A 24,764-nucleotide genomic window follows, 5' to 3' on the forward strand; every position below is an offset into this window, starting at 1 on the left:
GCTACGCGGAGAGCGCCCGCAGCCTCGACGCCGCCTCCTCGAGCACGTCGACGCGCTTGCAGGCGGCGAAGCGCACGAGCGTGGCGTACTCGGCGCGTCGCCGTGCGGTCACGAACGCGGTGAGCGGGATGGCCACGACGCCCGCGCGCTCGGGAAGCGTGCGGCAGAAGTCGCCGGCGTCCTCGGCGCCGAGGGGCGCGGCGTCGGCGACGGTGAAATAGGAGCCCTGCGGCGGGGAGACGTCGAAGCCCGCGGCCTCGAGACCTGCGCCGAGGATGTCCCGTTTGCCCTTCATATCCGACGCGAGGTCGTGGAAGAACCCATCCGGCAGCCGCAGGCCGGTGGCGATCGCCGGCTGGAAGGGGGATCCGTTCACGTAGGTGAGGAACTGCTTGACGGTCAGCACGGCGGTGAGCAGGTCGGCAGGCCCCGAGACCCAGCCGATCTTCCATCCGGTCGTGCGGAACGTCTTGCCGCCGGATGAGATGGCGAGGGTGCGCTCCGCCGCACCGGGCAGCGTCGCGATCGGCGTGTGCGCGACGTCGAACACGAGGTGCTCGTAGACCTCGTCCGTGACGATGACCGCGTCGTGGCGGTGTGCGAGACGCACGATCTCCTCGAGCACGGCGCGCTCGAAGACGGCCCCCGTCGGGTTGTGGGGATCGTTGACGAGGATGATCCGGGTGCGGTCGCTCACGGCCGCGGCGAGCTCGTCGAGGTCGGGCTGGAACCCGGGCCACCGCAGCGGCACCGTGCGGAGGGTCGCGCCGGAGAGGGCAACACACGCCGCGTACGAGTCGTAGTAGGGCTCGAAGACGACCACCTCGTCGTCCGGCCCGTCGACGAGGGCGAGGAGCGTCGCCGCGAGGGCCTCCGTCGCTCCCGCCGTGACGACGATCTCGCTCGTCGGATCGAGCCGCAGACCGTAGAAGCGCTGCTGATGCTCCGCGATGGCCTCGAGCAGGTCCGTGGTGCCGCGGCCCGGCGGGTACTGGTTGGCGCCGTGCGAGATCGCCGTGCGCGCCGCCTCGAGAACCGCCTCGGGGCCGTCCTCGTCGGGGAACCCCTGCCCCAGGTTGAGCGCCCCCGTCGCGGCCGCGAGCGCGGACATCTCCGCGAAGATCGTGGGCGCGACCGATCCGTCCTCTCCGAGGAGACCCGCGCCCCGGGCGGCGCGCCTCCATGCTCCGTCGATGTGCGTCACCCGCTCAGGCTACCCGCACGCAAAGTCACGGATCCGGCATATCCTTCGCATAGGAACCACACAGAGTGCGCGATCACTCTGAGGGGGACGTGGAAGAAGGAGCACCCATGGACGACAACCAGCGTTCCGACGAGACCCCGGAGCAGAACGAGGACCCTGCCGTTGCAGCCGGCGGCGAAGCGGCCGCGTCGGGCCAGCCGACGGCCGACCCCGGGCGAGCGCAGCAGCTCAACATCCCGCCGCGGCCTGCGCCGCCGACGGGCTATGGCGTGAACCCGGCCGCCCCGTCGCAGACGCCGCCGAGCGCGGCCTTCGGCGCGCAGAACGCCTACCAGGCGCACGCCGGCGGACAGCCCACTGCCGAGAACGGCCACCATGCGGGCGCGGCCTTCGGCGCGACGCAGCCGACCCAGCCTCTGCCCCGCGACGGAGAGCAGCCCGGATGGGCGCCCGCGCCTGTCGCGGAGAAGAAGAGGACGGGCGCGGGCAAGGTCGCCGCGGCCGTGCTCGTGGCCGCCCTCGTCGGCGGCGCCGCCGGGTTCGGCGGCAGCTGGGCCTGGAGCTCCCTCTCGGGCGGGACGAGCATCGCCTCGTCGTCGGGGACGTCGCCGAGCAACATCACGGTGAACAACCCCGGCTCGGTGAACGAGGCGACCGCCATCGCCACCGAGGTGCTGCCCAGCGTGGTCACGATCGACGTCGCCGGCGCGTCGTCGTCGGGCAGCGGATCGGGCGTGGTCCTGAGCGACGACGGGTACGTCGTCACCAACACCCACGTCGTCACGCTCGGCGGCACGGAGAGCGACGCCACGATCCGGGTCACGACGAGCGACGGGCACATCTACGACGCCACCGTCGTGGGAACCGACCCGACCTACGACCTCGCCGTGATCAAGCTCGAGGGCGCGTCCGACCTCACGCCCATCGACTTCGCCGACTCCTCGCAGCTCAACGTCGGAGCGACGACCGTCGCCGTCGGCGCGCCGCTGGGACTCGCCAACACGGTGACGACGGGCATCGTCAGCGCCCTCAACCGCAGCATCGAGATCGCCTCGTCCGCCGCGCCCGAGGGTGACAGCACCGAGGACGACGACCAGGGCGACAGCTCGAGCCCCTGGTACTTCGACATCCCGGGCCAGGAGGAGCAGCAGTCCCAGGCGACCGAGTCCATCGCGATCTCGGTCATCCAGACGGACGCGGCCATCAACCCCGGCAACTCGGGCGGTGCGCTCGTCGACAGCGAGGGCAAGCTCATCGGGCTCAACGTCGCCATCGCGACCGCGGACAGCACGTCGGAGGAGTCGGGCTCCATCGGCGTCGGGTTCGCGATCCCGTCGAACATCGTCGAGCGCGTCGCGAACGAGATCGTCGAGACGGGCTCTGCCACGCACGGTCTGCTCGGCGCGAGCGTGCAGCCGTCGAGCCAGATCGAGGGAGCCACCATCACGGGCGCCTACATCGCCGAGGTCGTCGGCGGCGGAGCCGCCGCGGAGGCCGGCCTACAGGAGGGCGACATCGTCACGGCCTTCGACGGAGCGCCCGTCTCCGACGCGGTCGATCTCACGGCGCAGGTGCGGGCCGCCGCGGCCGGCAGCGACGCGACCATCACGTACGTGCGCGACGGCGAGGAGTACACGGCGGACGTCACGCTCGGCACGCTCGAGTGACACGACGCTCGCCCCGTCCGGGCGAGCCGACGAGAAGGACGCCGCCCCACCAGTACGCTCGTGGGGTGGCGTCCTTCTCGTTCGGCGCGGGCAACGCGGCAAAGCTCCTGCGCCTCCCGCTCTACGGCCTCGGACGCCTCGTGACCCTGATCGTGCCGCGCACGGACCGATGGGTGTTCGGCTGCGGCGCGGGCGTCGGCGACGGACCGCTGGAGATCTGGCGCATCGCCTCGTCCGAGGGGCGCGACACGGTGTGGCTCGCCGCCGACGAGGCGGAGGCGCGCGAGGCGGAGGCGCTCGGCATCCCCGCTCTCCCCAAGTTCTCGTGGCGCGGCTTCTGGGCGACCGCGCGCGGCGGCGTCCTCGTCGTCTCCTACGGGGCGGGCGACGTCAACCCGTACGCCGTGTCGGGAGGATTCCTCGCGCAGCTGTGGCACGGGATCCCGCTCAAGCGCATCGGCCTCGACTCCGCCGAGACCGTCCGCAGCGCGCTCCTCCCGGACTCCGCCGCCGTCTCCCGACTCCTGGCGTGGCTCTACCGCGGCGCCCAGCGGCGCATCAGCCTGATCCCCGCCGCATCGCACCTCGTGCGCGGTCGTCTCGAATCGGCGTTCGGCCTGCCCGACGGCCGTGTCGTCGTGACGGGGGAGCCGCGCGTCGACGTGCTGAGCAGAGGCGGCGAGGACGACCGGCGTACGCGCGGGAGGGAGATCGTCCGGTCCGTCGTGGGGGATGCGCCCGACGGCGCGGCGCTCGTGCTCTACGCGCCCACCTGGCGAGACGGCGACGTCGATCCGGCCGTCCCGGACGCCGCCGGGTGGCGTGAGATCGTCGACGCGCTCGATCGCGTGAACGCGGTGCTGCTCGTGCGCTCCCATCGGCTGGGCGAGGGCTCCTACACGCCCCCGTTCGCGACGGAGAGGGTGCGCGACCTGGGAGCGCACCGGCTTCGCGACGTCACCGCGGCGCTGCCGGGACTGGACGCCCTCGTCACCGACTACTCGTCGCTCGCGTACGACGCGGGGCTCGTCCCGCTGCCGGTGCTCTACCTCGCTCCCGACGTGGACGCGTATCGCTCCCGCCGGGGGTTCTACGGCTCCTATCGCGACGTCGCGGGCGACGACCACGCCACCGGATGGACGGAGCTGATCGCTCAGCTCGTGGCTCTCCGCGAGGATGCCGCAATCCGCGAGGACCGCACGGCGCGGTCTGCCAGACTGAGCGGACGCATGCACGCATTCCGCGACGGCGGCAATGCTCGACGCGTGTACGACGCGATCATCGCGCGTCGCGGAGCGGGCCGCAGCCCGAGGAGAGGACGCCGATGACCACTGCCCGGCTCGAACCGGACGGCACGCTTCTCGTCGTCGAGGGCGAGGGCCCGCGACCGCCTTCGGCGTTCCTGGAGGGCGCGCGGCTCCGCGTCGAGGGGAGGCTGACGGGACGGGGGAAGACCTGGAAGGCCCGCTTCCCGCTCACCGCCGCGCGCTGGGGCGGGGAGGAGCTGCCGCTGCCGTCCGGCCGCTACCGCATCGTCGTCGAGGGAGAGGAACCTCCCGAGCCGCTGCCGTCGCAGCTCGTCGGCGGGCTGCGCGCGACGATCGAGGGCGACGTGCTCGTCGTCGGCCCGCCCACGGACCCCGTCTACGACACGGCCGACGCACAGGGGGCGCTCGAGCGGCGCTACCTCTCACGGGCGATCCCGCTCGAGGACGCCGTGTTCTTCGAGAGCTTCTACGGCCGTCACGCGAGCTGCAACCCGCTCGCGATCGACCGCGAGCTCGCCCGTCGTGCGCCGCACGTGACGCGCTACTGGAGCGTGGTCGACCTCTCGGTCGCCGTTCCGGAGGGCGCGGTGCCGGTCGTCGAGGGAAGCCCGGAGTGGTGGCGGGCGCGGAGCGTCTCGCGGCTGCTCGTCGTGAACGACTGGCTGCGTCGCGCGTTCGCCCGGCGTCCGGGGCAGCGCGTGCTGCAGACCTGGCACGGCACGCCCCTCAAGCGCCTCGCCCTGCATCGGCGCGGCTTCGCCCCGCGGCGCTGGGGCGCCACCCTCAAGGAGTCCCGCCGCTGGGACGTGCTCCTCGCTCAGAACCCCTACGCCGCGGGAATCCTCGGCAGGGCCTACGCGTTCCTCCGCAAGCCGGTCTGGGTCGAGGGCTATCCCCGCAACGACCGGCTCGTGACGGGAGATCCGCGTGCCGCGCGCGAGCGGCTGGGGATCGGCCCGGACGAGCGCGTGCTCCTCTACGCGCCGACATGGCGCGACGACCGCGAGGAGATCGTCGACTTCCTCGACCCGAGCGGGCTCGCGGTCGGCGCCGACGCGGTGGTGCTCGTCCGCGGCCATTCCCGGACCCTCATCCCCGGGCGCGACGTCACGGGCCCTCGTGTCGTCGACGTGACGGCGTATCCCGACACCGCCGAGCTGCTCCTCGCGGCGGACGCGCTCATCACCGACTACTCGTCCGTGATGTTCGACTTCAGCGTCACCGGCAAGCCCATGTACTTCCTCGTGCCCGACCTCGAGCACTATCGCGGCGAGCTGCGCGGCTTCTACTTCGACCTCGCCGCGCACGCGCCGGGGCCGCTCGTGCGCGACGTGGACGAGCTCCTGGACGCGCTGGACGGCGACTCGTCGGAGTACGCCGGGAGGTACGAAGCCTGGCGTCGCCGGTTCAACGCGCGCGAGGACGGGCACGCCGCCGAGCGCGTCGTCGCCCGGATCCTCGACCAGGGCTTCGTCTCGCGCGGCTGAGCTCCGTCAGGGCAGCGGGGTGTTGCGGCCCGACAGCCGCGAGGTGTCGACCGTGTCGTGGGCTCCGCGGACCGCGCCGGTGAGGAAGCCCGTTCCCCAGGCCAGGTGCATCGTGGGGAGCACGGCCAGCAGCCATCCGCGTTCGCGGAGCCCGAAGCCCGGGCCGCGGGCCACGGCGGAGAACGCGACCACGAGGAGGACGTAGGCAGCGACCGGCAGGAGGACGGCGGGCGCCACGACGGCGAGCCACGGAAGGGCTGCTGCCGCCCCGGACGCGAGGAGCGCCCCGACGACGAGCGCGAGCGCGATGAGGATCACGAGCGCGGGCGGGGCGAAGTACTTCAGCGCATTGCGGCGGCCGTAGCGGCGAAACAGCTCGCCGCGCCACCGGCCGGTCGCGAGGAACTGCTTCGCGAGCCGCGTCCAGCTCGAGCGCGGCCAGTACGTCACCGAGAGCGCGGGGTCGAACCAGACGCGGTAGCCCGCGGAGCGGATGCGCAGATTGAGCTCCCAGTCCTCGCCGCGCCGGATCGTCTCGTCGAAGAGGCCGACGTCGTCGAGCACGGCGCGCCGGATGACGCCGAGGTAGGCCGACTCCGCCTCGCCCTCGAGCGAGCCGCCGTGGTACGCCGCGCCGCCGAGCCCGATGGGGGAGTTGTACGCCCAGGCGACGGCTCGCTGGAACGGCGTCCGCCCGTCTGCGCGCATCACGCCGCCCACGTTGCCTGCGCGCGTGCGGGCGAGCGTGTCGAGGGCGCGCGTCGCGTAGCCCGGCGTCAGCTCGGAGTGCGCGTCGACGCGCACGATGGTGGGATGGGAGCTGGCGCGGATGGCCGCGTTGAGGCCCACGGGGATGTCGGCTGCGGGGTTCTCGACGAGGACGATGCGATCGTCCGCCGCCGCGAGCTCGTGCGCGAGCGCCGTGGTGCCGTCCGTCGAGGGCCCCAGTGCGAGCACGAGCTCGATGGGGCCGGGGACCTCCTGCGCGAGCGTCGTCTCGACGGCGCGCCGGAGGTAGCCGATCTCGTTGAGGACGGGCATCACGAACGACACGCCGGCGTCGGCCGCCACCTGCGTCGCGTCCCGGCGCGGCTGACGGGGGCCGACGGCGGGATCGTTACGCATTCGTCGATCATCCCATGTCGGTCGCCGGGAAGCCCCCGGGTAGCCTGGAGCGGTGGGTCTCGTGGGCGATGTGAAGAGAACGACCGACTTCCTGCGGAAGGCCTTCACCTCCCGCCGCGCTCACCGCGCCGTGAGCCGCACCTTCGCGTCGAGGCCGCTGACGCCGCACCGCTTCCGGATCGCGGTCTACTTCGCGGACAGCGAGGTGAACATGTACCAGATGCGTCAGTGGTACGGGCCCCTGCGGAAGCTGGCGGAGCGCTGGCCCGTCGTCGTCATGGCGCGCAACGCGATGGGGGCCAAGGCCCTGCTCGACGACGGCGCGCTGCCGATCGCGTTCGTGCCCAGCGTGACGAGCGTGGAGCGCTTCCTCGACGCCCAGGACATCCGGATCGTGCTGTACGTGAACCAGAACACCCGGAACTTCCAGATGTTCCGCTACGGCGGGTGCTGGCACGTGTTCATCAACCACGGCGAGTCCGACAAGATGTACATGACGACGAACCAGTACAAGGCGTACGACTTCGCGTTCGTGGCGGGCCAGGCGGCGCGCAACCGCCTGAGCCGGGTGCTGTGGGACTACGACATCGACCGCCGGACGATCGAGATCGGCCGCCCGCAGGCCGACCACTACTCCGCGGACGTGCCGTACGCTCCCGACGATCGGACGGTGGTGCTCTACGCGCCGACGTGGGAGGGCGACCGTCCGGCGGCCCGGTACGGATCGGTGGTCACGCACGGCGTCGAGCTCGTCGACGCGCTGCTCGCGACCGGCAGGCACCGCGTCGTCTACCGTCCGCACCCGCGCAGCGGCGTCGTCGACCGCGCGTTCGGCGAGGCGAACGCGCGCATCATCCAGGCCATCCGCACCGCGAACGAGAAGGACCCCTCCGCCCAGCACGTGTACGACGACGGGCCGGACCTCGGCTGGCAGCTGGCGGCGGCGGATGTGGCGATCGTCGACATCTCGGCGATGGTGTACGACCGGCTGGCGGTCGGAAAGCCTCTTCTCATCACCCTTCCCGCCGATCCCGCCGCCGAGATCGACGAGGGCGGCTACCTGTCCGCGTGCGAGTGGCTCGAGCCGGAGGGGGCGCTGGACATCGTCGCCGAGATCGATCGCGTGCGCGCCGATCCCGAGGCGACCGAGCGGCTCGCCCACTGGGTCGAGCACTACTTCGGCGACACGACCCCGGGGGCGGCGACGGCGAAGTTCCACGCGGCCGTCGAGCAGCTCATGGCGAAGTGGGACGACTGGAACGCACGCGCGGGCGCGTGAGGCAGCCGTTCCCGTCTCCGCCGCTCAGCGGATGGGCCAGCTGCCGTCGAGCGCTTCCTCGGGGTCGAGCCGGCCGATCTTGACGAAGTACTCCGTCAGGCTCTCCGCCTGCTCGCGCGCCCATCCGATCTGACGCGTGTGCAGCTCGTCGGGATCGGCCGGGAGACGGTCGGCGTACCGGTCGGCGATGGCGAGCGCGACGCGACCCGCGGCCACGGCGTCGGCAGAGGCCTCGTGCGCGGCGTCGAGGTCGACGTCGTAGTGCGCGGCGACGGTCTCCAGCGTCCGCTTGCCGCGCCGGAAGCGGTCGAAGCTCTTGTCGATCACGAGCGGATCGACCACCGGCGTCGGCTGCGCGATCGGCTCGACGCCGTGCCGCAGCGCCTCGTGCTTGAGCAGCGAGAAGTCGAAGGGGGCGTTGTACGCGACGATCGGGATGCCGCCGGCGAAGATCGTGCGCAGCGCCGCCACGATCTCGGCCGCGACCTCCGCCGCCGGACGCCCCTCGGCGCGCGCCCGCTCCGTCGTGATGCCGTGCACGGCCGTCGCGCCCTCGGGGATCTCGACGCCGGGGTCGGCCATCCAGCGCTCGTCGTGGATCACCGATCCATCGCGGTCGAGAAGGCCGACGTACGCGGTGACGATGCGGTCGTTCTCGACGTCCACGCCCGTCGTCTCGAGATCGAAAACGCCGACCCGGTCGAGTCCTGGGCGCGAGACGCCCGCGGGCGACGCGGCGACGGTGGACGGCACGTCGAAGACCATCGTGATCTCCTCCTGGGAGGCGTGGGCGGCGCGCCGGGGGACTCCGCCCCTGGTGCGAGCGGAGCGGCTGAACCACGTGGGCCGCTCGCCCCCGTCGTCGATGTCGAACAGGGGCGGCGGATCCGGCCATGATGTCGCCATACTCAGAATGTAGGGCCCATCGGCGACAAACCCGCGCATGCCACCCCGGCGAACGTAGACTCGTGCGGTGCCCGTCGCCTCTCCCTACGCATCCCGGCTCGCTCGCATCCCCGTGGAGCGCCGCGAGGCGGACGTCCTCGGAGCGACGACGGCGTACTGGACGTACGGGCCCGCCGACGCGGAGACGACCGTCCTCGCCGTCCACGGCTTCCGCGGCGACCACCACGGGCTCGAGCCCGTGGTGGCGCACCTCCCGGAGGCGCGCATCGTCATGCCGGACCTGCCGAGCTTCGGCGAGACCCCGCCGCTGCCCGGACGCGGTCTCGACCTCGAGGCCTTCTCGGACTGGCTCACCGCGTTCGCGGACGCCGTCGCACCGGGCGCCGTCGTGCTCGGGCACTCCTTCGGGTCGATCGTCGCCTCGTCGGCGGTGGCGCGAGGACTCCCCACGCCGCGGCTGATCCTCGTGAACCCGATCGGCGCGCCGGCCCTCGAAGGGCCTCGCGGGCTGCTCACCCGTCTCGCCGTGCTCTACTACTGGGCGGGGGCCAGGCTCCCGTCGCGCATCGGCACGTGGCTGCTGCGCAGCCGTGTCGTCGTGCGCGTCATGAGCATCGCGATGGCGAAGACGCGCGACCGGCGGCTGCGGCGGTGGATCCACGATCAGCACGACCGCTTCTTCTCGGGCTTCTCCGACCGTGAGGCGCTGCGCGAGGCGTTCGTGACGAGCGTCTCGCACGACGTGCGGGAGTTCGCCCCCGTGATCTCGCAGCCGACCCTCCTCGTCGCGGCCGACCGCGACGACATCACGTCGATCGAGGACGAGCGCGCGCTGCGCGGGATGTTCCCCGACGCGCGGCTCGTCGAGCTGGAGGGCGTCGGCCACCTCATCCACTATGAGAAGCCGGCCGAGGCCGCCGAGGCCATCCGCTCGTTCCTCTGAGCGCGTCGGCTCAGCGCTCGCGCCGCGCGAGCTCCATGAGGCCGCTCACGCGATAGGGGATGGCCTCCCGCATGACGAGCGAGGTCTCCGTGCGCTCCACGCCCGCGATGGCGAGGATGCGGGCGTCGACGTCGAACAGGTGGCGCGCGTCGCGGCACGCGACGAGCGCGAGCAGGTCGACCTGTCCGCTGACGCCGTAGACCTGGATGATCTCGGGGATGCGGCGCAGCTCCTCCGTGATGACGGGGAGGTCGGGCTGGCGCACGCCGATCGAGAGGAACGCCTGCAGCGGGAAGCCCAGTCCCTCGGTCGAGATCGCGCGCTCGAAGGAGTGGAACACCCCCGCCTGCTCGAGCCGGGACATCCGCGCCTGCACGGTGTTGCGCGAGAGGCGCAGGCGCTCGGCGAGCGCGACGACGGTCGCGCGCGGATCCTCGGAGAGCGCGGCGAGCAGCTCGAGGTCGACGTGATCGAGGGAGGCCATAGAGTGAGACGCTAACACGCGGCGGTGCGGAGGATTGCGCATCCTGCTCAGACGTTATCGGATCGATTGGGCGACGTGGCGGAGAACCCGTGAAACGACGTCGACGACTGCGCGGACCGCTGTCCTCACGGGGTCATGCGCAGCCCTCCGCCCGGACCTGCGGCGTCATGCCTCCGTCGCGATGGCGGACGACGAGAGCAGCGCGAAGCCGTCGGCGTCGAAGCGGAACGCGTGCTGCGACCCGTTCTCGACGCGGTCGCCCTCTCGCGGCAGCTCGCCTCCCGACGCCACGGCGATGAGCACGCGGATGAGCCCGCCGTGCGCGACCGCGATGAGCGGTCCGGCGCTTCCCGCGTCGGCGTGCGCCGTCGCCGCGCTGCGCAGCGCGTCCACCGCGCGCGCGGCGACGTCCTCGTCCGTCTCGGCGTCCGCCCCCATGGCTCGGCGGCGGAGCGCGGAGAGGTCCTCGGCGGTGAGCCCCTCCGCCGACGCGTAGTCCCGCTCGACGAGGCCGTCGAAGAGGACGGGATGCGCGAGGCCGAGGGCGTTGGCGATGATCTCGGCCGTCTCCTTCGCCCGCGTCAGGGGGCTGGCGACGATCGCGGTGTAGCCGCCGTCGCGCAGCGCCTCCGCCGCGGCGCGCGCCTGCTCGCGGCCCGTGTCGTTGAGCGGGATGTCGGTGCGGCCCTGCACGCGGCCGAGCAGGTTCCAGTCGGTCTGTCCGTGGCGGACGAGGGTGATGACGGTCACCCTCCGAGCCTAGGCGGTGAAGCCGGGAGGGCGCCGTCCCGGAGTGCGGACGGGGTCAGCGGGCGGCGGCGAGGGCGTCCGCCAGCGCCGGGAGCACCTCGCTCGTTCCGGCGTCGATCTTCACCGCGGCGCGGTGGTCGGCCCGCGTCTCGCCGCGATTCACGATGACGACCGGGAGCCGCTTCCGCCGCGCTCGTTCGACGAGGCGGATGCCCGAGTTCACCACGAGCGAGGAGCCTGCCACGAGGAGGGCCTCGCTCGAGCTCACGAGCTGCTCGGCCTCGCGGAACTTCTCGGCGGGGATGAACTCGCCGAAGAACACGACGTCGGGCTTGAGCATGCCTCCGCAGACGCTGCACTCCGGCACGACGAACCCGTCGGAGCTGCCGGGCAGCACATCGCCGTCCGGCCCGAGCTCGACGTTCTCCGGCACGGTGATCCACGGGTTGTCGCGCTCGACGCGCTCGCCGATGTCACGACGGTCGAACACCTGACCGCAGTGCGTGCAGAAGACGCGCCGCATGGTGCCGTGCAGCTCGACGACCCTCCGGGAGCCGGCGCGGAGATGGAGACCGTCGACGTTCTGCGTGACGATCCCCGAGGCGACCCCGCTGCGCTCGAGGGCGGCGAGGGCCGCGTGCCCCGTGTTGGGCGCGGCGGCCGTGAAGGCGCGCCAGCCGAGATGCGAGCCGACCCAGTACCGGCGGCGTGCGGCCTCGTCGGAGAGGAACGTCTGCGCCGTCATCGGGGTGCGGCGAGGCGCCCCGGCGCCGCGGTAGTCGGGGATTCCCGAGTCCGTCGAGACCCCGGCGCCCGTGAGCACGGCCACGCGGCGTCCTGCGAGGGCGGCGATCGCGCGCCCGACGAGCGCGGTGTCGCCCGCGTCGAGCTGAGCGCTGAGAACCATGGAGCCTCCTCCCGGCGAGTCTAGGCGCGCCGTGTGTCGCGCAGGTGACATCGGCGCCGACGGCGCGCGGGAGAATGGCCGGATGACCATCGAGAGCATCGACGACCCCGCCGACGCGCGCCTCGCGGACTACCGCGACCTGACCGATGTCGCGCTCCGCCGCGCGAGCGAGCCGGCCGCGGGACTGTACATGGCGGAGTCGGCGAAGGTGCTGGGCCGGGCTCTCGCCGCGGGGCACGAGCCCCGTTCGGTCCTGACGGCGCGGAGATGGCTTCCCGACGTCGAGCGGCTGCTCGCCGGACGGGGCGACGTCCCGGTCTACCTCGTCGCGGACGACGTCGCCGAGGCGGTCACGGGCTACGCGGTGCACAGGGGCATGCTCGCGGCCATGCACCGCCCCGCGCTGCCGGCCGTCTCCGCGGTGCTGCGCGACGCGCGCACCGTCCTGGTGCTCGAGGACATCGTCGACCACACCAACGTGGGAGCGGCGTTCCGCGCGGCGGCGGGGCTGGGAGCCGATGCCGTCCTCGTGACGCCGCGCTGCGCCGACCCGCTCTACCGGCGCAGCGTGCGCGTGAGCATGGGGACGGTGTTCCAGGTCCCGTGGACGAGGCTCCCGGAGTGGACGTCGGGGGAGCACGAGGGCGCGAGCGACCTGCTCCGCGAAGCCGGTTTCCACCTGGCGGCGATGGCGCTCTCCGACGACGCCGTCGCGCTCGACGCCTTCGCCGCACGCCGGCCGGAGCGCGTCGCGTTCGCGCTGGGGGCGGAGGGGGACGGGCTCGGTCGGCGCGCCCTCGCCGCGGCCGACACGGTCGTGACCATCCCCATGGCGGGCGGGGTCGACTCCCTCAACGTCGCCTCCGCGGCAGCCGTCGCGCTCTGGGCGCTACGGCACCCGCCGGCGGCGTGACGCGCGCCCGCCCGTTCAGAGGCGGGGGCCCACGGGGCCCGGCTCGGGACGCTTGGCCGTGAGCAGGTCGCCGGAGGACTGATGACGCAGGCGCCGGAGCACCCACGGCACGAAGTGCGTCCGCGCCCAGACGAGGTCGCTCGCACGCGCCTCGCGCCACGTCCTCGCCGGCAGCGGGTCGGGCTCCATGGGGCGCAGGTCGTTGTCGACGTTGAGCGCGCGCAGGACCATCCGCGCGACCTCGTGGTGGCCGAGCGGGTTCATGTGCAGACGGTCGTCCGTGAAGAACCGTGCGTCCTGGATCTCCTTGAGCGCCCATTGATCGGCGACGATGCAGTCGTGCCGCTCGGCGATCGCGCGGAGGTTCTCGTTGTAGATCGCGATCTTGCCCCGGAACCGGCGGAAGACGGGCGACCACGCCACGTCGATCCCCGTGAAGACCACGATCGCGGCGCCGTCCGATCCCAGCCGCGCCACGGCGTCGTCGAACTGCGCGGCGATGTCGTCCGGGTCGGTGCCGGGGCGGATGACGTCGTTGCCGCCGGCGCAGATGGTGACGAGGTCGGGCTTGAGTGCGAGGGCGGGCTCGACCTGCTCGGCGACGATCTGGCCGATGAGCCTGCCACGCACCGCGAGGTTGGCGTACGCGAAGTCGTCGACCTGCTGGGCGAGCACCTCGGCCACCCGGTCGGCCCATCCGCGGTGCCCGCCGGAGGTCGCCGGCTCGGGGTCGCCGATCCCCTCCGTGAAGGAGTCGCCGAGCGCCACGTAGCGGCGCCAGGGGTGCGCCTCCGCGTTCGCGACGTACGGGGTGCGACTGGTGTCTTCCGCGGACATCGATCCTCGCCTTCCGGGGTTGAGCTGCCGCTACCGAGACTAGCCTCGAAACCCCTCCGAACGGATGTCGCACGGTGGGTCTATCGTGGATCTCCGTGCTGAGCCCGTCCTATCCGCAGAGAGCGCCGTGGGGGACCGCGGGCAAGCTGCGCGCGTGGCAGCAGGAGGCTCTCGACGTCTACTTCTCCCAGCCCGGCCGGCGCGACTTCCTCGTGGCGGCGACGCCCGGAGCCGGCAAGACGACCTTCGCCCTCACGCTGGCGAACGAGCTGCGTCATCGGGGCGACGTCGATCGCGTCATCGTCGTGTGCCCGACCGAGCACCTCAAGACGCAGTGGGCCGACGCCGCGGCGCGCCTGAGCATCCGCCTCGATCCCGACTTCCGCAACAGCCACTGGCAGCCGTCCCGCCAGTACCACGGCGTCGTCGTCACCTACGCGCAGGTCTCGATGAAGCCCGAGGTGCATCGTGAGCTCACCCGCAGCGCGCGGACCCTCGTCATCCTCGACGAGGTGCACCACGGTGGCGACGCCCTGAGCTGGGGCGACGCCATCCGGGAGGCCTACGGTCCCGCGGTCCGGCGGCTCGGGCTGAGCGGGACGCCCTTCCGGAGCGACGACGCGCCCATCCCGTTCGTCGAGTACGCGCCCGACGCGCAGGGACTGCGCACCTCGATCACGGACTACAGCTACGGCTACGGCCGGGCGCTCGCCGATGGCGTCGTCCGCCCCGTGCTCTTCCACGTGTACTCGGGCCATATGACGTGGCGCACGAAGGCCGGAGACGAGCTCGAGGCGCACCTCGGCCAGGACAACACCAAGGACATCACCTCGCAGGCCTGGCGGACGGCCCTCGACCCGCACGGCGACTGGATGCCCGCCGTGCTGCGCTCGGCCGACCAGCGGCTCACCGAGATCCGTCACCACGTCCCCGATGCCGGCGGGCTCGTCATCGCGACCGATCAGACCAATGCGCGCGCCTACGCCGAGATCCTCCGCGAGATCACCGGCCAGCGGCCCACCGTCGTGCTCTCCGATGAGGCGGAGGCGTCGGCGCGCATCGAGCAGTTCGCCGCGAACACGTCGCGCTGGATGGTCGCCGTGCGGATGGTCTCCGAGGGCGTCGACGTGCCGCGGCTCGCGGTCGGGGTGTACGCGACCTCGTCGTCGACGCCCCTCTTCTTCGCCCAGGCGATCGGGCGCTTCGTGCGTGCTCGGCGCCGGGGCGAGGCCGCGAGCGTGTTCCTTCCGAACATCCCCATCCTCATGGCGCTCGCCGGAGAGATGGAGCGCCAGCGCGACCACGTGCTCGACCGCGGCGAGAAGGACGAGGACGGCCTCGACGACGCGCTGCTGGAGGCCGCCGAGCGGGGGGAGAAGGCCTCCGACGCGCTGACCGAGGAGTTCGCCTTCCAATCGCTCGGATCCGTCGCGCACTTCGACAGCGTCGTGTTCGAGGGGAGGCAGTTCGGCCAGCTCGCCGTCCCGGGAACGGAGGAGGAACTGGAGTTCATCGGACTGCCCGGCCTTCTCGAGCCGGAGCACGTGCACGAGCTGCTCATGCAGCGGCAGACGCGACAGTCGCGGCATCGCCAGGTGAGGGAGTCCCGTGAGAAGGAGACCGGCGAGGAGCCGGCGCTTCCCGCACCGCTGCATCGCACGCTGAAGGAGCAGCGGCAGCTGCTCAACAGCCTCGTCGGCGTCTATGCGCGGCAGTCGGGCGAGCCGCACGGCGCGGTGCATGCGTGGCTCCGACGCACCTGTGGGGGGCCCTCCGTCGCGCAGGCGACCGTGGCCCAGCTGCAGGCGCGCATCGACGCGCTCCGCAAGCGCGTGCACACCTGATCCGCGTGCCCGTGGCCGGGTTCGGGGGTCCGAAATGCTGTCAATCGCTTCCCCGGCACCGCCCGGGCGGTCGGGCGTGGCTAGCGTTGAGGCGTTCCCCCGATCCCGCCATGAAGGAGCAGACCGTGCCGGCGTCCGCTGAGACCCCGCTCGAACCCACGAGCGCCGACCGCCGGCGCTGGGCGCAGTACCTCGTCGACGAGCGCGCGGAGGCGGTCGTCTACGAGCGGCTGGCCCGGAGCAGAACGGGGGAGGAGCGCGAGATCCTCCAGAGCCTCGCCGACGCCGAGGGGCGCCATGAGGCGCACTGGCTCGAGCTGCTCGGCGGCGAGCCGACGCGCCTGCCGTCGCCGAGCGTGCGCACGCGGCTGCTCGGGTGGATGGCCGGGAGGTTCGGGTCGGTCTTCGTCCTCGCCCTCGTGCAGAACGCCGAGGCCCGCTCGCCGTACGACGCCGAGCCCTCCGCCCCGGCCGCGATGCGCGCAGACGAGAAGATCCATCACGAGGTCGTCCGCGGTCTGGCGGCGAAGGGGCGCAGGCGACTGTCGGGAACGTTCCGTGCCGCCGTGTTCGGCGCGAACGACGGGCTCGTGAGCAACTTCGCCCTCGTCCTGGGCATCGGCGCGGCCGGGGTGAGCCCGCAGTTCGTTCTTCTGAGCGGCATCGCCGGCCTGCTCGCCGGCGCGTTGTCGATGGGGGCGGGGGAGTTCGTGTCCGTCCGATCGCAGCGGGAGCTCCTGGAGTCGACGGAGCCGAGCGGCTTCGCCGACGAAGGCCTCCCCGATCTCGACCTCGAGGCGAATGAGCTCGCCCTCGTCTACCGCGCGCGGGGGCTGAGCGCGGGGGAGGCGCTCGAACGCGCCCGCGGCGTGATCGAGGAGGCGAAGCGAGGGCGTCTTCCCTCCCTCACCCCTCGCGGCGACGAGAACGAGGTCGTCGGCGGGGCGTGGCGCGCCGCACTGTCCAGCTTCCTCTTCTTCGCCTCGGGGGCGATCATCCCCGTCGTCCCGTGGCTGTTCGGCCTCGGCGGACTGTCGGCGATCGTCGTCGCGCTCGTGCTCGTCGGCATCGCCCTCATGCTCACGGGCGCGACCGTAGGTCTCCTGTCGGGGGCGTCGCCGCTGCGGCGAGGGCTCCGCCAAGTGGGCATCGGCTTCGCGGCAGCGGCCGTGACGTACCTGCTGGGTCTCCTGTTCGGCGTCTCCGCGGCATGACGCGCCCGGTGCGCGCCTCGGTTCGCCGGGGCTGTCGGGGGATGGTAGTGTTTACTCTCGGTTCGCCGAACGGAGACGACGGTCTCGGGGAAGCGGGCCGACACCCAATGCGCGGGTGGCGGAATAGGTAGACGCGCTAGCTTGAGGTGCTAGTGCCCGTATTAGGGCGTGGGGGTTCAAGTCCCCCCTCGCGCACAGTGTGAAAATGGCCCCTGACCAGGAGTTTTGTACTCCGGGTTGGGGGTCGTTTGCTGTCGCAGTGCGAGAAAAAGTGCTGAGCGTGCCCGAGGCGTTCCTGCACCACCTCGGGATGCACGTCCGTCTCCAGCAGGAGCGTCGTTCGCCTTCTCGGTGCTGGTGAACCCGGCACGGGTGAGCCGGCGCATCCCCGACTCGGATACTCGGGGTCTTTCGGGACGTGGATCGGGAACCACCACCGCTTGCCCTCGCGTGTGCCGCGCTCCTGGATCGAGCCGGGCTTCTTCTTATCTCCCTGCGGCTCGGCAGGCGCGATCGGCCGACGCATCGTCATCCCACCACTGACTAACCATGATCCCCTCATCCCTATTTCTCGGTTAGATCATCTAAAGTAGAAATATCGATGGTGGAAGGCAGGCCGTGATGGGTGAGTACGTCGAGCGTCTGTGGCGTCCTGAGGATGCGAGCGGTCTGAGTCGCAAGGATCGTGCGCTCGGCCGCTACCTCGCCTACGTGCCCGACGAGCTGGGCGAGAGGCTCCCGACGCTCGGTGCCGAGGCTCAGAGCGCGGCGGAGGACGCGCTGGCGGTGCTCGCCCGCGCGGACGAGCGGATCGGGGCACGCGGAACGTATCTGAACCATCTGCTGATCCGGTCGGAGTCCATCTCGTCGTCGTGGATCGAGGGCAACCGGGTCACGCCGAAGCAGCTGGCGATCGCGGAGCTGCTGCATCAGGGGCCGCGTCAGGCGCTGGACGTCGTGGCGAACGTTCGGGCGACGGAGGCGGCTATCGCTGAGCTGGCCGATCCTGCGCGCGTCATCACGGCTGACGACATCGTGGACCTCCAGCACGTGATCGAGCCTCGTCTGGAGCGTGGGCTGCGGCAGGAGCAGAACTGGGTCGGCGGGCCGGGCTGGTCGCCGCTGCGGGCGGCGTTCGTGCCTCCGCCGGAGACCGAGGTGCCGCGCCTCGTGGCCGACCTCGCTCGTTTCGTCACCGAGACCGCCGGGAGTCCGGTCGTGCGGGCGGCGATCGTGCATGCGCAGTTCGAGACGATCCACCCGTTCATCGACGGCAATGGCCGCACCGGGCGCGCCCTCATTCACACGATCCTGCGCCGCGCCGACGCGCTGCGGAATGCGCTCATCCCGATCAGCACCGTCTTCGCGGGAGACACGGATGCCTACATCGCCGGGCTCACCGGGTACCGCGCCGATCCGCCTGCGCTCGATGAGTGGGTGATCGGCTTCGCGCAGGCCGCGGAGAAGGCTGCGGGGAACGCGGTGAGGCTGGCAGAGGACATCGCCGCGCTCGATCGCGAGGTCTACGACCGTCTGGTCGCCTTCCGCCGCGACCGCGGCCGGAATCCCGCGGTGCCGCGGCGGGATGCCGTCGTGCTGCGCATCCTCGACACTCTGGCCTCCGACCCGGTGCTCACCGCCGAATCCGTCAGCACGAGCCTGACCGTCTCATCGGCGGCGGCGCACCGGGCCCTGACTGAACTGGCCGAGGCGGGCATCCTCGGCCGCACGAAGGACCAGCGCGGACGGCTGGTGTGCTGGACGGCCGACCGCCACCTTGCGATGGTCGCGCTCACCGAGCGCAGCAACCGCGTCGGCGGCGAGGACACCCGCAACCGCAAACCGCTACGGGGGTCGGCGCTGTCAGACGCGGGTCAGTTCGGTGCACGGCGCGGCACATCGCCAACCTCGCGACGCGACGTACCAGGCCTCTGAACTCTGTGCGCTCCCACCCCAGATCGTCGATCTTCCGGGCCGGAACGCCGATCTGTGATCCTGCGCGAGGGGGTCGAGCGCAGTTCACGTCCCCGTCGCGTCGCGGTGCGTCGGAGGCCCCCGATCGCCGGCCCGGCCTCCGGACGGCGCCTCGTCAGGTGCGGCGTCGGGGCGTGAATCGCATCAGCCCGAACGCCGCGTCGGGGCGGGAGCCGTCGTCTCGCCACCGTCCGGGTCGCCTCGCACGACCGACGCCCTGTCACGACTCGCGGTGGGCGACGTGCTTGACGAAGAACGAGGCGATCAGACCGAGCGCCGCACAGACGATGATGTAGACGGAGATCGGCCACCACTGTCCGCCGCTGACTTCGTTGAGCGCGGTGGCGATCAAGGGGGCCGTGCCGCCGAAGACGGCCGCGCCGAGCTGGTATCCGAGCGTTGCGCCGGAGTAGCGGATCTCGGGGCTGAAGCTCTCGGCGATGAGGGTGCCGAGGATGGCGTTGACGCTCCCCCAGAGCAGGCCGAACCCGATCGCGGTCGCGAGGAAGAGCGCCGGCGTCGATCCGGTGTGGAGCAGCAGGTAGTAGGGGAACGCGTACAGGATCGTGATGATCGTGACCGTCCGGTACAGCACGGCGCGCGGGATGGAATCGGAGATGCGGCCGAAGATCGGCATCCACACCGTCGCAACCAGGGCCGCGACCGCCACAGCGGTCAGGACGATGTTGTCGCGCGCGTCGAGGAGGTTCGTCGCGTAGGCGATGATGTAGGTGCCGAAGATGTAGAACGGTCCGGTCTCGGCCGCTTTGGCGCCGATCGAGACGAGCACGGCACGCCAGTGCTTCGTGAACACCTCGGCGATCGGCAGTCGCACGACGGCGCCGGATTCCTTGACCTTCTTGAAGTCCGGGGTCTCATCCAGCCGGGCGCGGATCCACAGGCCGATCAGCACGAGGACGACGCTGGCCACGAACGGGATCCGCCAGCCCCACGAGAGGAACTGCTCCTCGGGCATCAGCGTCAACAGGGCGACTGCTCCGGCCGCCAGGAGCATGCCCAGGCTGATGCCCATCTGCGGGACGGCGCCGTACAGTCCTCGCCGCTCCTTCGGCGCGTACTCGTAGGCGAGCAGCAGCGCGCCGCCCCATTCACCGCCGATGCCGATGCCCTGCAGGATGCGGAACAGGATCAGCAGGATGGGGGCGGCCACGCCGATCGTGGCGTAGTCCGGTGTCAGGCCGATCGCGACCGTGCCGCCGCCCATGAGCATCAGCGTGATGAACAGCGTCTTCTTGCGGCCGATCCGGTCGCCGATGTGGGCGAAGATGACGCCGCCGACCGGGCGGAAGAAGAAGGTCAGCGCGAACGACGCCATCGCGAACATCATCGACAGGAACTCGCTGTCGGTCACGAAGAAGGTCCGGTTGAACACCAGCGCCGCCACCGTGCCGTACACCAGGAAGTCGAACCACTCGATCGTGCTTCCGCTCAGGCTCCCGATCAGCACCCGATAGTTTAGTCGGCCCGTCGACGGCTTCGTCGTCGTTGTCATCGCGTTCTCTCCTTTGAGACACTCCGGCTCGCTGCTCGGAAGGCGAGCTCCCTTTGCTCCGCGTCCGTGCAGGCACCGGTCGATACCCGAACCCTCGACTGGTCCTACCGTGTGGTTGGACCAGTAGAAGCTATCGCACGCCCGCGCGGAGATCAACACCCGCGAGCGAGGTCGACGGTCCCGCCCTCGGGCTCAGGCGCCGGGCTCAGGCGCTCCGACCGGATGCCCGTCAGCGGGGGAGCGCTCCGAGGTCTCCAGGTAATACCCGCGGATGTGGGCTTCGAGGAGACCGGCCGCCTCCGCGCCGCGCCCGTGCCGCAACGCGTCGAGGATCTCGCGGTGCTCGTGACGCAGTCGGGCCGAGGTCGCTCCCCAGTCGGGCAGGCGTTGCGCACGCGCGAGGGTGTGGTCGAAGATCGCGATCCGCAGCGCATCCATCAGCGTGCTGATCAACGGGTTGTCGGCGGCACGGGATGCCCGCACATGGAACTCCGCGTCGAGCCGGAGGAACTCCTCCACCTCGATCGCCCCGTCATCCATCCGATCCAGGATGCGCTCGAGCGGGGCCCAGTCCCCGCGCGCCGGATCGGAGTGGCCGGCGGCCCACGCCTCCAGCAGCAACCGGACCTGGAGAACGTCGTGCGGCTCCACTTGCCGCGTCGCCAGCTGCAGGCTCAACGCGAGGCTCAGCGCCTGCTCCGGCGCCGCCGTCACGATCGTCCCCGACCTCGGACCCGTTCCGGTCGACGTGTGAAGCGCGCCCAACGCCTCCAGCACGCGCAGCGCCTCCCGCAGGGAGTTGCGCGAGACCTTCAGGGTCTCCGCCAGGGTCCGCTCGCCCGGCAGATGATCGCCGATGTGCAGTCGACCGCTCGCCAACTCCTCGGTCACCCACTGCATCACCGTCTCATGCACCCTCATCGCGACAAGTATCGCACCGTGGGCGCGACATGCGCTCAGGACTCGGAAAGCGTTAACTCGGATGCCGGGAGACGTCGAGAGGCGTGCAGCTCGACGCGGTTCTCGACAGGCCCACCGGCGTCGTGCCGCATGGTCGAGCCCCCACGAGAGGTCGCGGAGGATGACCGGCGGGTCGAGCCACACGGCCACGAGCGCGACTGCGCATCGCTCAGACCGGATCCGTCCCGTCCCCGCCTGCGCCGAGGCTGTCCGGAGATCGCTCAGCGCCCGCCGGAGAAGCCTCCGCCTCCGCCGCTGCCCGAGAAGCCGCCGCCTGTCGAGCCGCCGGCGCTGCTCGAGGTGTAGGAGACGGAGGACGACAGCGAGCCGGTGAACTGCGAGAGCGTGCTGCCCAGGCCGCCTGCGCCGTGCGCCAGGAGGGCCGGGTACCACAGCGGCGCGGCGACGTCCGACTCGCGATACCGCGTGGCGAGCACATCGGCCCACTGCTTCTCGAAGCCGAACAGCATGGCGTAGGGGAGGAGCCGTTCGTAGAGCCGCACGACATCCACGGCACCGTCCGGGGTGCGCTCCGCCCCCTCATAGGACTGCAGCACGCGCAGGCGATCGGCCTCGGCGACGCGGATGAACTCGCGGACCCCGGCCAGATGCTCCCGGGCTTCCGCACCGGAGCGGGTGTGCACGCGGTGCCTCACGAGTCCGGTCACCGCTGCGACCACGGCCAGGACGACCCCGGTGATCCCGATGGACAGCGTCGCAGGGTTGTCACGCCCTGCTCCCGCCATGAGCAGCACGACGACGGTCACGACGAGAGCGAGGGCGGCGATGCCGAGGATCGTCCCCGCTCGGCTGCGGACCTTCTCCAGATAGCCGCGCTCGCCGGCCTGCGCGACACCCTCCGACGTCAGCTTCGTCATCCGTGCGGCGAAGCCCTCGTCCTCGTCGGGGGGAGTGAAGAGCGCGCCGGGGGAGGCATCGCCGAAGAGCTCGGAGACCGTCCGCGCGTCGAGGGGATCGCCGACGAGCGCGGGGTCGACGAGCCGGAACGACGGAGACGACGCATCGGCGTCCGCCCGTTCCTCCTCGATGCGCATCACCCCGGTCACGGCCAGATGGACGAACTCGGCGGGGAGCGCGGGCCCCGGGGCGCCGGCGATCGGCCCCGCGACGAGGGGCGGGAGGTCCGCGGGAACGTCGTATTGCGCCACGACCACGCCCGTCGCGCGCCGGCGCCGGCGCCGCATCGCGATCGCCAGCGATCCGCCGATGCCTCCCGCCGTGGCGGCCAGGCCCGACAGGATGATCGGGAGTCCGTCCAATGCGAAGCTGGGCAGGCGCTCGGGAGGCTGGACGACTGTTCCCGTCTCGATGCCGACGGCGACGGTCACCCCGCTGAGGGCGGGCATCGGCAGGGGGCCGACGGCGAAGACCGTGCCCTCGTCATCCGTGCGGGTCTGCAGGTCGCACCGCTCGGTCGACTCCGCGGGCCCGGTGTAGCAGGCGGCGGATCCCGTCAGCGCGTTCTCCAGCGCGTCGTCTGCGAAGACGAGCTCGGCGCTGAACCGCTCGATGTCCTGCGCGCGTTCGAGCGGGACGAGATCCCAGGAGAACTCGTCCACCGAGCCGTCGTCGACCGTCGCCACGACGTCGTGCAGCGTGTAGCTGACGACGTAGGTCTGCACGCCGTGCACGTAGGCGTCGTCGCCCGTCAGCACGGCGCGGAAACCGTCCTCGTCGTCCACGTCGAAGGCGACGGGCTCGCCCCGGTCGTCGACGACAGAGATGCTCTCGGGCGCCGCGGGCGCGCCCTCGTATCGGAGCGGCAGGGCACGGACGACGCCTCGGTTCTGGTCGATGTCGGGAAAGCGCGCGACGAGCGTCTCGGTGACCTCGACCACCGCTCGGCCCTCGTCGTCGACGCCGATCTCGTATCGCCCGTGCCAGCTGTCGTAGGAGAAGTCCTCGGTGTCGGCGCTCGCCGGCATCGCGACGCCGAGCGACAACAGCGCCAGGGGCGCTGCGGAGCAGACGGCGAGCAGCGTGCGGCGCGACGAGCGTGCGCGTCGGTGCGGATGCATGATGCCCTTCATCCAATCACGGCGCCTCGCCGGGAGCAGGATCCGGATGATGACGCGGAAGGTCGGGGGCCACCGGCCCGTCTCGTCCGACGCGGTAGCGTGGTGGGCATGCCTGACGCCGAGATCCCCGAAGTCGCCCGCATCGCCTCCGATCTCATCCGGTTCGACACGACGAACTTCGGCGGCGGCGACGCGAGGGGCGAGCGGGAGGCGGCGGAGTACGTCGGCGCCTACCTCGAGTCGCTGGGTCTCGAGCCGGAGTACTACGAGCCCATCCCGCGTCGCACCAACGTCACCGCCCGGGTGAAGGGCCGAAACCCCGACAAGCCTGCCCTCGTGCTCCACGGGCACCTCGACGTCGTGCCGGCCATCGCCGACGACTGGTCCGTGGACCCGTTCGCGGGCGAGATCCGAGACGGCCTCCTGTGGGGGCGCGGCGCCGTCGACATGAAGGACATGGACGCCATGATCCTCACCTCCGTCGCCGACCTGCTGCGGGCGGGCGAGCAGCCCGAGCGCGACCTCGTCCTGGCGTTCTTCGCCGACGAGGAGAACGGCGGACAGGAGGGCTCCCAGCTCGTCGTGCGCGACCGACCGGAGTGGTTCGCCGGCGCCACGGAGGCGATCAGCGAGGTGGGCGGGTACTCGATCCCCGTCGGCGACAAGAGCGCGTACCTCCTGCAGGTCGGGGAGAAGGCGCTCCTGTGGGTCACGCTCGTCGCGCGCGGACGCGCCGGGCACGGGAGCCGGTTCCACACGGACAACGCCGTCACGCGCCTCGCGGAGGCCGTGGCGCGCATCGGGCGCGTCGCCTGGCCCGTCGAGCTCACCGAGACGACCCGTCGCCTGCTCGACGGCATCGCCGAGATCGCGGGCGACGACTCGCGCGATCCGGATGAGCTCGCGGCGCACACGGGCCCGGCGGAGGCGTTCGTGAGGTCGACGTTCCGCACCGTCACGAACCCGACGGGGCTCACGGCGGGATACAAGCACAACGTCATCCCCGACGCCGCCTCGGCGACCGTCGACATCCGCGTCCTGCCCGGCACCGAGGACGCCGTGCTCGCCGAGGTGCAGCGCATCGTGGGGGAGGACGTCGAGATCCGGATGTTCCTGCGTGACATCGGCCTGGAGATCCCCTTCGAGGGCGCCCTCGTCGAGGCGATGGTCGGCGCCCTCGGGCGCCACGACCCCGGCGTGCCCGTCCTGCCGTACCTGCTCGGCGCCGGCACCGACAACAAGGCGCTGTCGACGATCGGCATCGCCGGTTACGGCTTCGCGCCGCTCAAGCTGCCCGCCGACCTCGACTTCACCGGGATGTTCCACGGCGTCGACGAGCGCGTCCCGGTGGAGGCGCTCGTCTTCGGCCAGCGAGTGCTGACCGACCTCATCCGCACCTACTGATCCCGCACGCACCGGCTCGCGGGATCATCCGGGAGTCTGACGCGAA

Annotated in this window: 20 protein-coding genes and 1 tRNA gene; 11 read left to right on the forward strand and 10 right to left on the reverse strand. The window is 71.7% G+C overall.

The window, feature by feature from the left end:
* Position 1: 1 nt before the first annotated feature.
* A complete protein-coding gene (locus tag N8K70_RS07320; RefSeq protein WP_317140938.1) occupies positions 2 to 1,204 on the reverse strand; it encodes an aminotransferase class I/II-fold pyridoxal phosphate-dependent enzyme in 1,203 nt (400 codons plus the stop codon).
* 107 nt (positions 1,205 to 1,311) lie between these two features.
* Here N8K70_RS07320 and N8K70_RS07325 point away from each other — a divergent pair, with 107 nt between their 5' ends.
* The 3 genes from N8K70_RS07325 (at position 1,312) to N8K70_RS07335 (ending at position 5,626) form a co-directional block, all read left to right on the forward strand.
* The gene (locus N8K70_RS07325; RefSeq protein ID WP_317140939.1) at positions 1,312 to 2,871 is read left to right on the forward strand and encodes a trypsin-like peptidase domain-containing protein; all 1,560 of its coding nucleotides are present in this window, start codon (positions 1,312 to 1,314) and stop codon (positions 2,869 to 2,871) included.
* A 65-nt stretch (positions 2,872 to 2,936) separates the two neighbouring features.
* Positions 2,937 to 4,199, forward strand: coding sequence for a CDP-glycerol glycerophosphotransferase family protein (locus N8K70_RS07330; protein ID WP_317140940.1), 1,263 nt, complete (start codon positions 2,937 to 2,939; stop codon positions 4,197 to 4,199).
* Positions 4,196 to 5,626: a CDP-glycerol glycerophosphotransferase family protein gene (locus N8K70_RS07335; RefSeq protein ID WP_317140941.1), complete on the forward strand. Its 1,431-nt coding sequence runs from the start codon at positions 4,196 to 4,198 to the stop codon at positions 5,624 to 5,626. Before N8K70_RS07330 ends, N8K70_RS07335 begins: the two co-directional genes overlap by 4 nt.
* Before the next feature lie 6 nt (positions 5,627 to 5,632).
* On the opposite strand, the gene N8K70_RS07340 is transcribed toward N8K70_RS07335, so the two are convergent.
* Positions 5,633 to 6,751 carry a glycosyltransferase family 2 protein gene (locus N8K70_RS07340; RefSeq protein ID WP_394357814.1) on the reverse strand — a complete coding sequence of 373 codons (1,119 nt, stop codon included), beginning with the start codon at positions 6,749 to 6,751 and terminating at the stop codon, positions 5,633 to 5,635.
* 52 nt (positions 6,752 to 6,803) lie between these two features.
* On the opposite strand from N8K70_RS07340, the gene N8K70_RS07345 reads away from it, so the two are divergent.
* A complete protein-coding gene (locus N8K70_RS07345; RefSeq protein ID WP_394357815.1) occupies positions 6,804 to 8,030 on the forward strand; it encodes a CDP-glycerol glycerophosphotransferase family protein in 1,227 nt (408 codons plus the stop codon).
* 24 nt (positions 8,031 to 8,054) lie between these two features.
* Here N8K70_RS07345 and N8K70_RS07350 read toward each other — a convergent pair whose 3' ends face one another.
* Positions 8,055 to 8,795 carry an exonuclease domain-containing protein gene (locus N8K70_RS07350; RefSeq protein WP_394357831.1) on the reverse strand — a complete coding sequence of 247 codons (741 nt, stop codon included), beginning with the start codon at positions 8,793 to 8,795 and terminating at the stop codon, positions 8,055 to 8,057.
* Between the two features lie 208 nt (positions 8,796 to 9,003).
* Here N8K70_RS07350 and N8K70_RS07355 point away from each other — a divergent pair, with 208 nt between their 5' ends.
* Positions 9,004 to 9,879 carry an alpha/beta fold hydrolase gene (locus N8K70_RS07355; RefSeq protein WP_317140944.1) on the forward strand — a complete coding sequence of 292 codons (876 nt, stop codon included), beginning with the start codon at positions 9,004 to 9,006 and terminating at the stop codon, positions 9,877 to 9,879.
* 10 nt (positions 9,880 to 9,889) lie between these two features.
* On the opposite strand, the gene N8K70_RS07360 is transcribed toward N8K70_RS07355, so the two are convergent.
* From N8K70_RS07360 to N8K70_RS07370, 3 genes are all read right to left on the reverse strand, one after another.
* Positions 9,890 to 10,363: an Lrp/AsnC family transcriptional regulator gene (locus N8K70_RS07360; RefSeq protein ID WP_317140945.1), complete on the reverse strand. Its 474-nt coding sequence runs from the start codon at positions 10,361 to 10,363 to the stop codon at positions 9,890 to 9,892.
* A 165-nt stretch (positions 10,364 to 10,528) separates the two neighbouring features.
* Positions 10,529 to 11,113 (reverse strand): histidine phosphatase family protein, encoded by a 585-nt coding sequence (locus N8K70_RS07365; protein ID WP_317140946.1) that lies wholly within the window; start codon positions 11,111 to 11,113, stop codon positions 10,529 to 10,531.
* Between the two features lie 55 nt (positions 11,114 to 11,168).
* Positions 11,169 to 12,020: a Sir2 family NAD-dependent protein deacetylase gene (locus tag N8K70_RS07370; RefSeq protein WP_317140947.1), complete on the reverse strand. Its 852-nt coding sequence runs from the start codon at positions 12,018 to 12,020 to the stop codon at positions 11,169 to 11,171.
* A gap of 82 nt (positions 12,021 to 12,102) precedes the next feature.
* On the opposite strand from N8K70_RS07370, the gene N8K70_RS07375 reads away from it, so the two are divergent.
* Entirely contained in the window at positions 12,103 to 12,933 is an 831-nt protein-coding gene (locus N8K70_RS07375; RefSeq protein WP_317140948.1) for a TrmH family RNA methyltransferase, read from the forward strand.
* Between the two features lie 15 nt (positions 12,934 to 12,948).
* Here N8K70_RS07375 and N8K70_RS07380 read toward each other — a convergent pair whose 3' ends face one another.
* On the reverse strand, positions 12,949 to 13,770 hold the full coding sequence (locus N8K70_RS07380; RefSeq protein ID WP_317140949.1) for an SGNH/GDSL hydrolase family protein: 822 nt from the start codon (positions 13,768 to 13,770) through the stop codon (positions 12,949 to 12,951).
* Between the two features lie 74 nt (positions 13,771 to 13,844).
* Here N8K70_RS07380 and N8K70_RS07385 point away from each other — a divergent pair, with 74 nt between their 5' ends.
* The 4 genes from N8K70_RS07385 to N8K70_RS07400 all read left to right on the forward strand — a co-directional run bounded on the left by N8K70_RS07385 (position 13,845) and on the right by N8K70_RS07400 (position 18,763).
* Positions 13,845 to 15,614 (forward strand): DEAD/DEAH box helicase, encoded by a 1,770-nt coding sequence (locus N8K70_RS07385; RefSeq protein ID WP_317140950.1) that lies wholly within the window; start codon positions 13,845 to 13,847, stop codon positions 15,612 to 15,614.
* A gap of 110 nt (positions 15,615 to 15,724) precedes the next feature.
* A complete protein-coding gene (locus N8K70_RS07390; protein ID WP_317140951.1) occupies positions 15,725 to 16,828 on the forward strand; it encodes a VIT1/CCC1 transporter family protein in 1,104 nt (367 codons plus the stop codon).
* Between the two features lie 109 nt (positions 16,829 to 16,937).
* Positions 16,938 to 17,023, forward strand: a tRNA-Leu gene (locus N8K70_RS07395).
* Between the two features lie 426 nt (positions 17,024 to 17,449).
* Positions 17,450 to 18,763: a Fic family protein gene (locus N8K70_RS07400; RefSeq protein ID WP_317140952.1), complete on the forward strand. Its 1,314-nt coding sequence runs from the start codon at positions 17,450 to 17,452 to the stop codon at positions 18,761 to 18,763.
* 259 nt (positions 18,764 to 19,022) lie between these two features.
* Here the strand turns inward: N8K70_RS07400 and N8K70_RS07405 are convergent, their stop codons facing one another.
* The 3 genes from N8K70_RS07405 to N8K70_RS07415 all read right to left on the reverse strand — a co-directional run bounded on the left by N8K70_RS07405 (position 19,023) and on the right by N8K70_RS07415 (position 23,314).
* Positions 19,023 to 20,315, reverse strand: coding sequence for an MFS transporter (locus tag N8K70_RS07405; protein ID WP_317140953.1), 1,293 nt, complete (start codon positions 20,313 to 20,315; stop codon positions 19,023 to 19,025).
* Positions 20,316 to 20,507: 192 nt separating this feature from the next.
* On the reverse strand, positions 20,508 to 21,236 hold the full coding sequence (locus tag N8K70_RS07410) for a FadR/GntR family transcriptional regulator (protein ID WP_317140954.1): 729 nt from the start codon (positions 21,234 to 21,236) through the stop codon (positions 20,508 to 20,510).
* 260 nt (positions 21,237 to 21,496) lie between these two features.
* Positions 21,497 to 23,314, reverse strand: coding sequence for a DUF2207 family protein (locus N8K70_RS07415; protein ID WP_317140955.1), 1,818 nt, complete (start codon positions 23,312 to 23,314; stop codon positions 21,497 to 21,499).
* A gap of 108 nt (positions 23,315 to 23,422) precedes the next feature.
* Between N8K70_RS07415 and N8K70_RS07420 the strand changes: the two genes are divergently transcribed.
* Positions 23,423 to 24,718, forward strand: coding sequence for a M20/M25/M40 family metallo-hydrolase (locus N8K70_RS07420; protein ID WP_317140956.1), 1,296 nt, complete (start codon positions 23,423 to 23,425; stop codon positions 24,716 to 24,718).
* Positions 24,719 to 24,764 lie beyond the last annotated feature (46 nt).

It is taken from the genome of Microbacterium sp. AB, assembly GCF_032878875.1.
GTDB lineage: Bacteria > Actinomycetota > Actinomycetes > Actinomycetales > Microbacteriaceae > Microbacterium > Microbacterium betulae.

Coding starts and splice junctions, on each gene's coding strand:
- N8K70_RS07325 (WP_317140939.1), top strand. CDS start 1,312: ATGGACGACAACCAGCGTTCCGACGAGACCCCGGAGCAGAACGAGGAC.
- N8K70_RS07335 (WP_317140941.1), top strand. CDS start 4,196: ATGACCACTGCCCGGCTCGAACCGGACGGCACGCTTCTCGTCGTCGAG.
- N8K70_RS07340 (WP_394357814.1), bottom strand. CDS start 6,751: ATGCGTAACGATCCCGCCGTCGGCCCCCGTCAGCCGCGCCGGGACGCG.
- N8K70_RS07350 (WP_394357831.1), bottom strand. CDS start 8,795: ATGGTCTTCGACGTGCCGTCCACCGTCGCCGCGTCGCCCGCGGGCGTC.
- N8K70_RS07360 (WP_317140945.1), bottom strand. CDS start 10,363: ATGGCCTCCCTCGATCACGTCGACCTCGAGCTGCTCGCCGCGCTCTCC.
- N8K70_RS07370 (WP_317140947.1), bottom strand. CDS start 12,020: ATGGTTCTCAGCGCTCAGCTCGACGCGGGCGACACCGCGCTCGTCGGG.
- N8K70_RS07375 (WP_317140948.1), top strand. CDS start 12,103: ATGACCATCGAGAGCATCGACGACCCCGCCGACGCGCGCCTCGCGGAC.
- N8K70_RS07380 (WP_317140949.1), bottom strand. CDS start 13,770: ATGTCCGCGGAAGACACCAGTCGCACCCCGTACGTCGCGAACGCGGAG.
- N8K70_RS07390 (WP_317140951.1), top strand. CDS start 15,725: ATGAAGGAGCAGACCGTGCCGGCGTCCGCTGAGACCCCGCTCGAACCC.
- N8K70_RS07400 (WP_317140952.1), top strand. CDS start 17,450: ATGGGTGAGTACGTCGAGCGTCTGTGGCGTCCTGAGGATGCGAGCGGT.
- N8K70_RS07405 (WP_317140953.1), bottom strand. CDS start 20,315: ATGACAACGACGACGAAGCCGTCGACGGGCCGACTAAACTATCGGGTG.
- N8K70_RS07410 (WP_317140954.1), bottom strand. CDS start 21,236: ATGAGGGTGCATGAGACGGTGATGCAGTGGGTGACCGAGGAGTTGGCG.
- N8K70_RS07415 (WP_317140955.1), bottom strand. CDS start 23,314: ATGCATCCGCACCGACGCGCACGCTCGTCGCGCCGCACGCTGCTCGCC.
- N8K70_RS07420 (WP_317140956.1), top strand. CDS start 23,423: ATGCCTGACGCCGAGATCCCCGAAGTCGCCCGCATCGCCTCCGATCTC.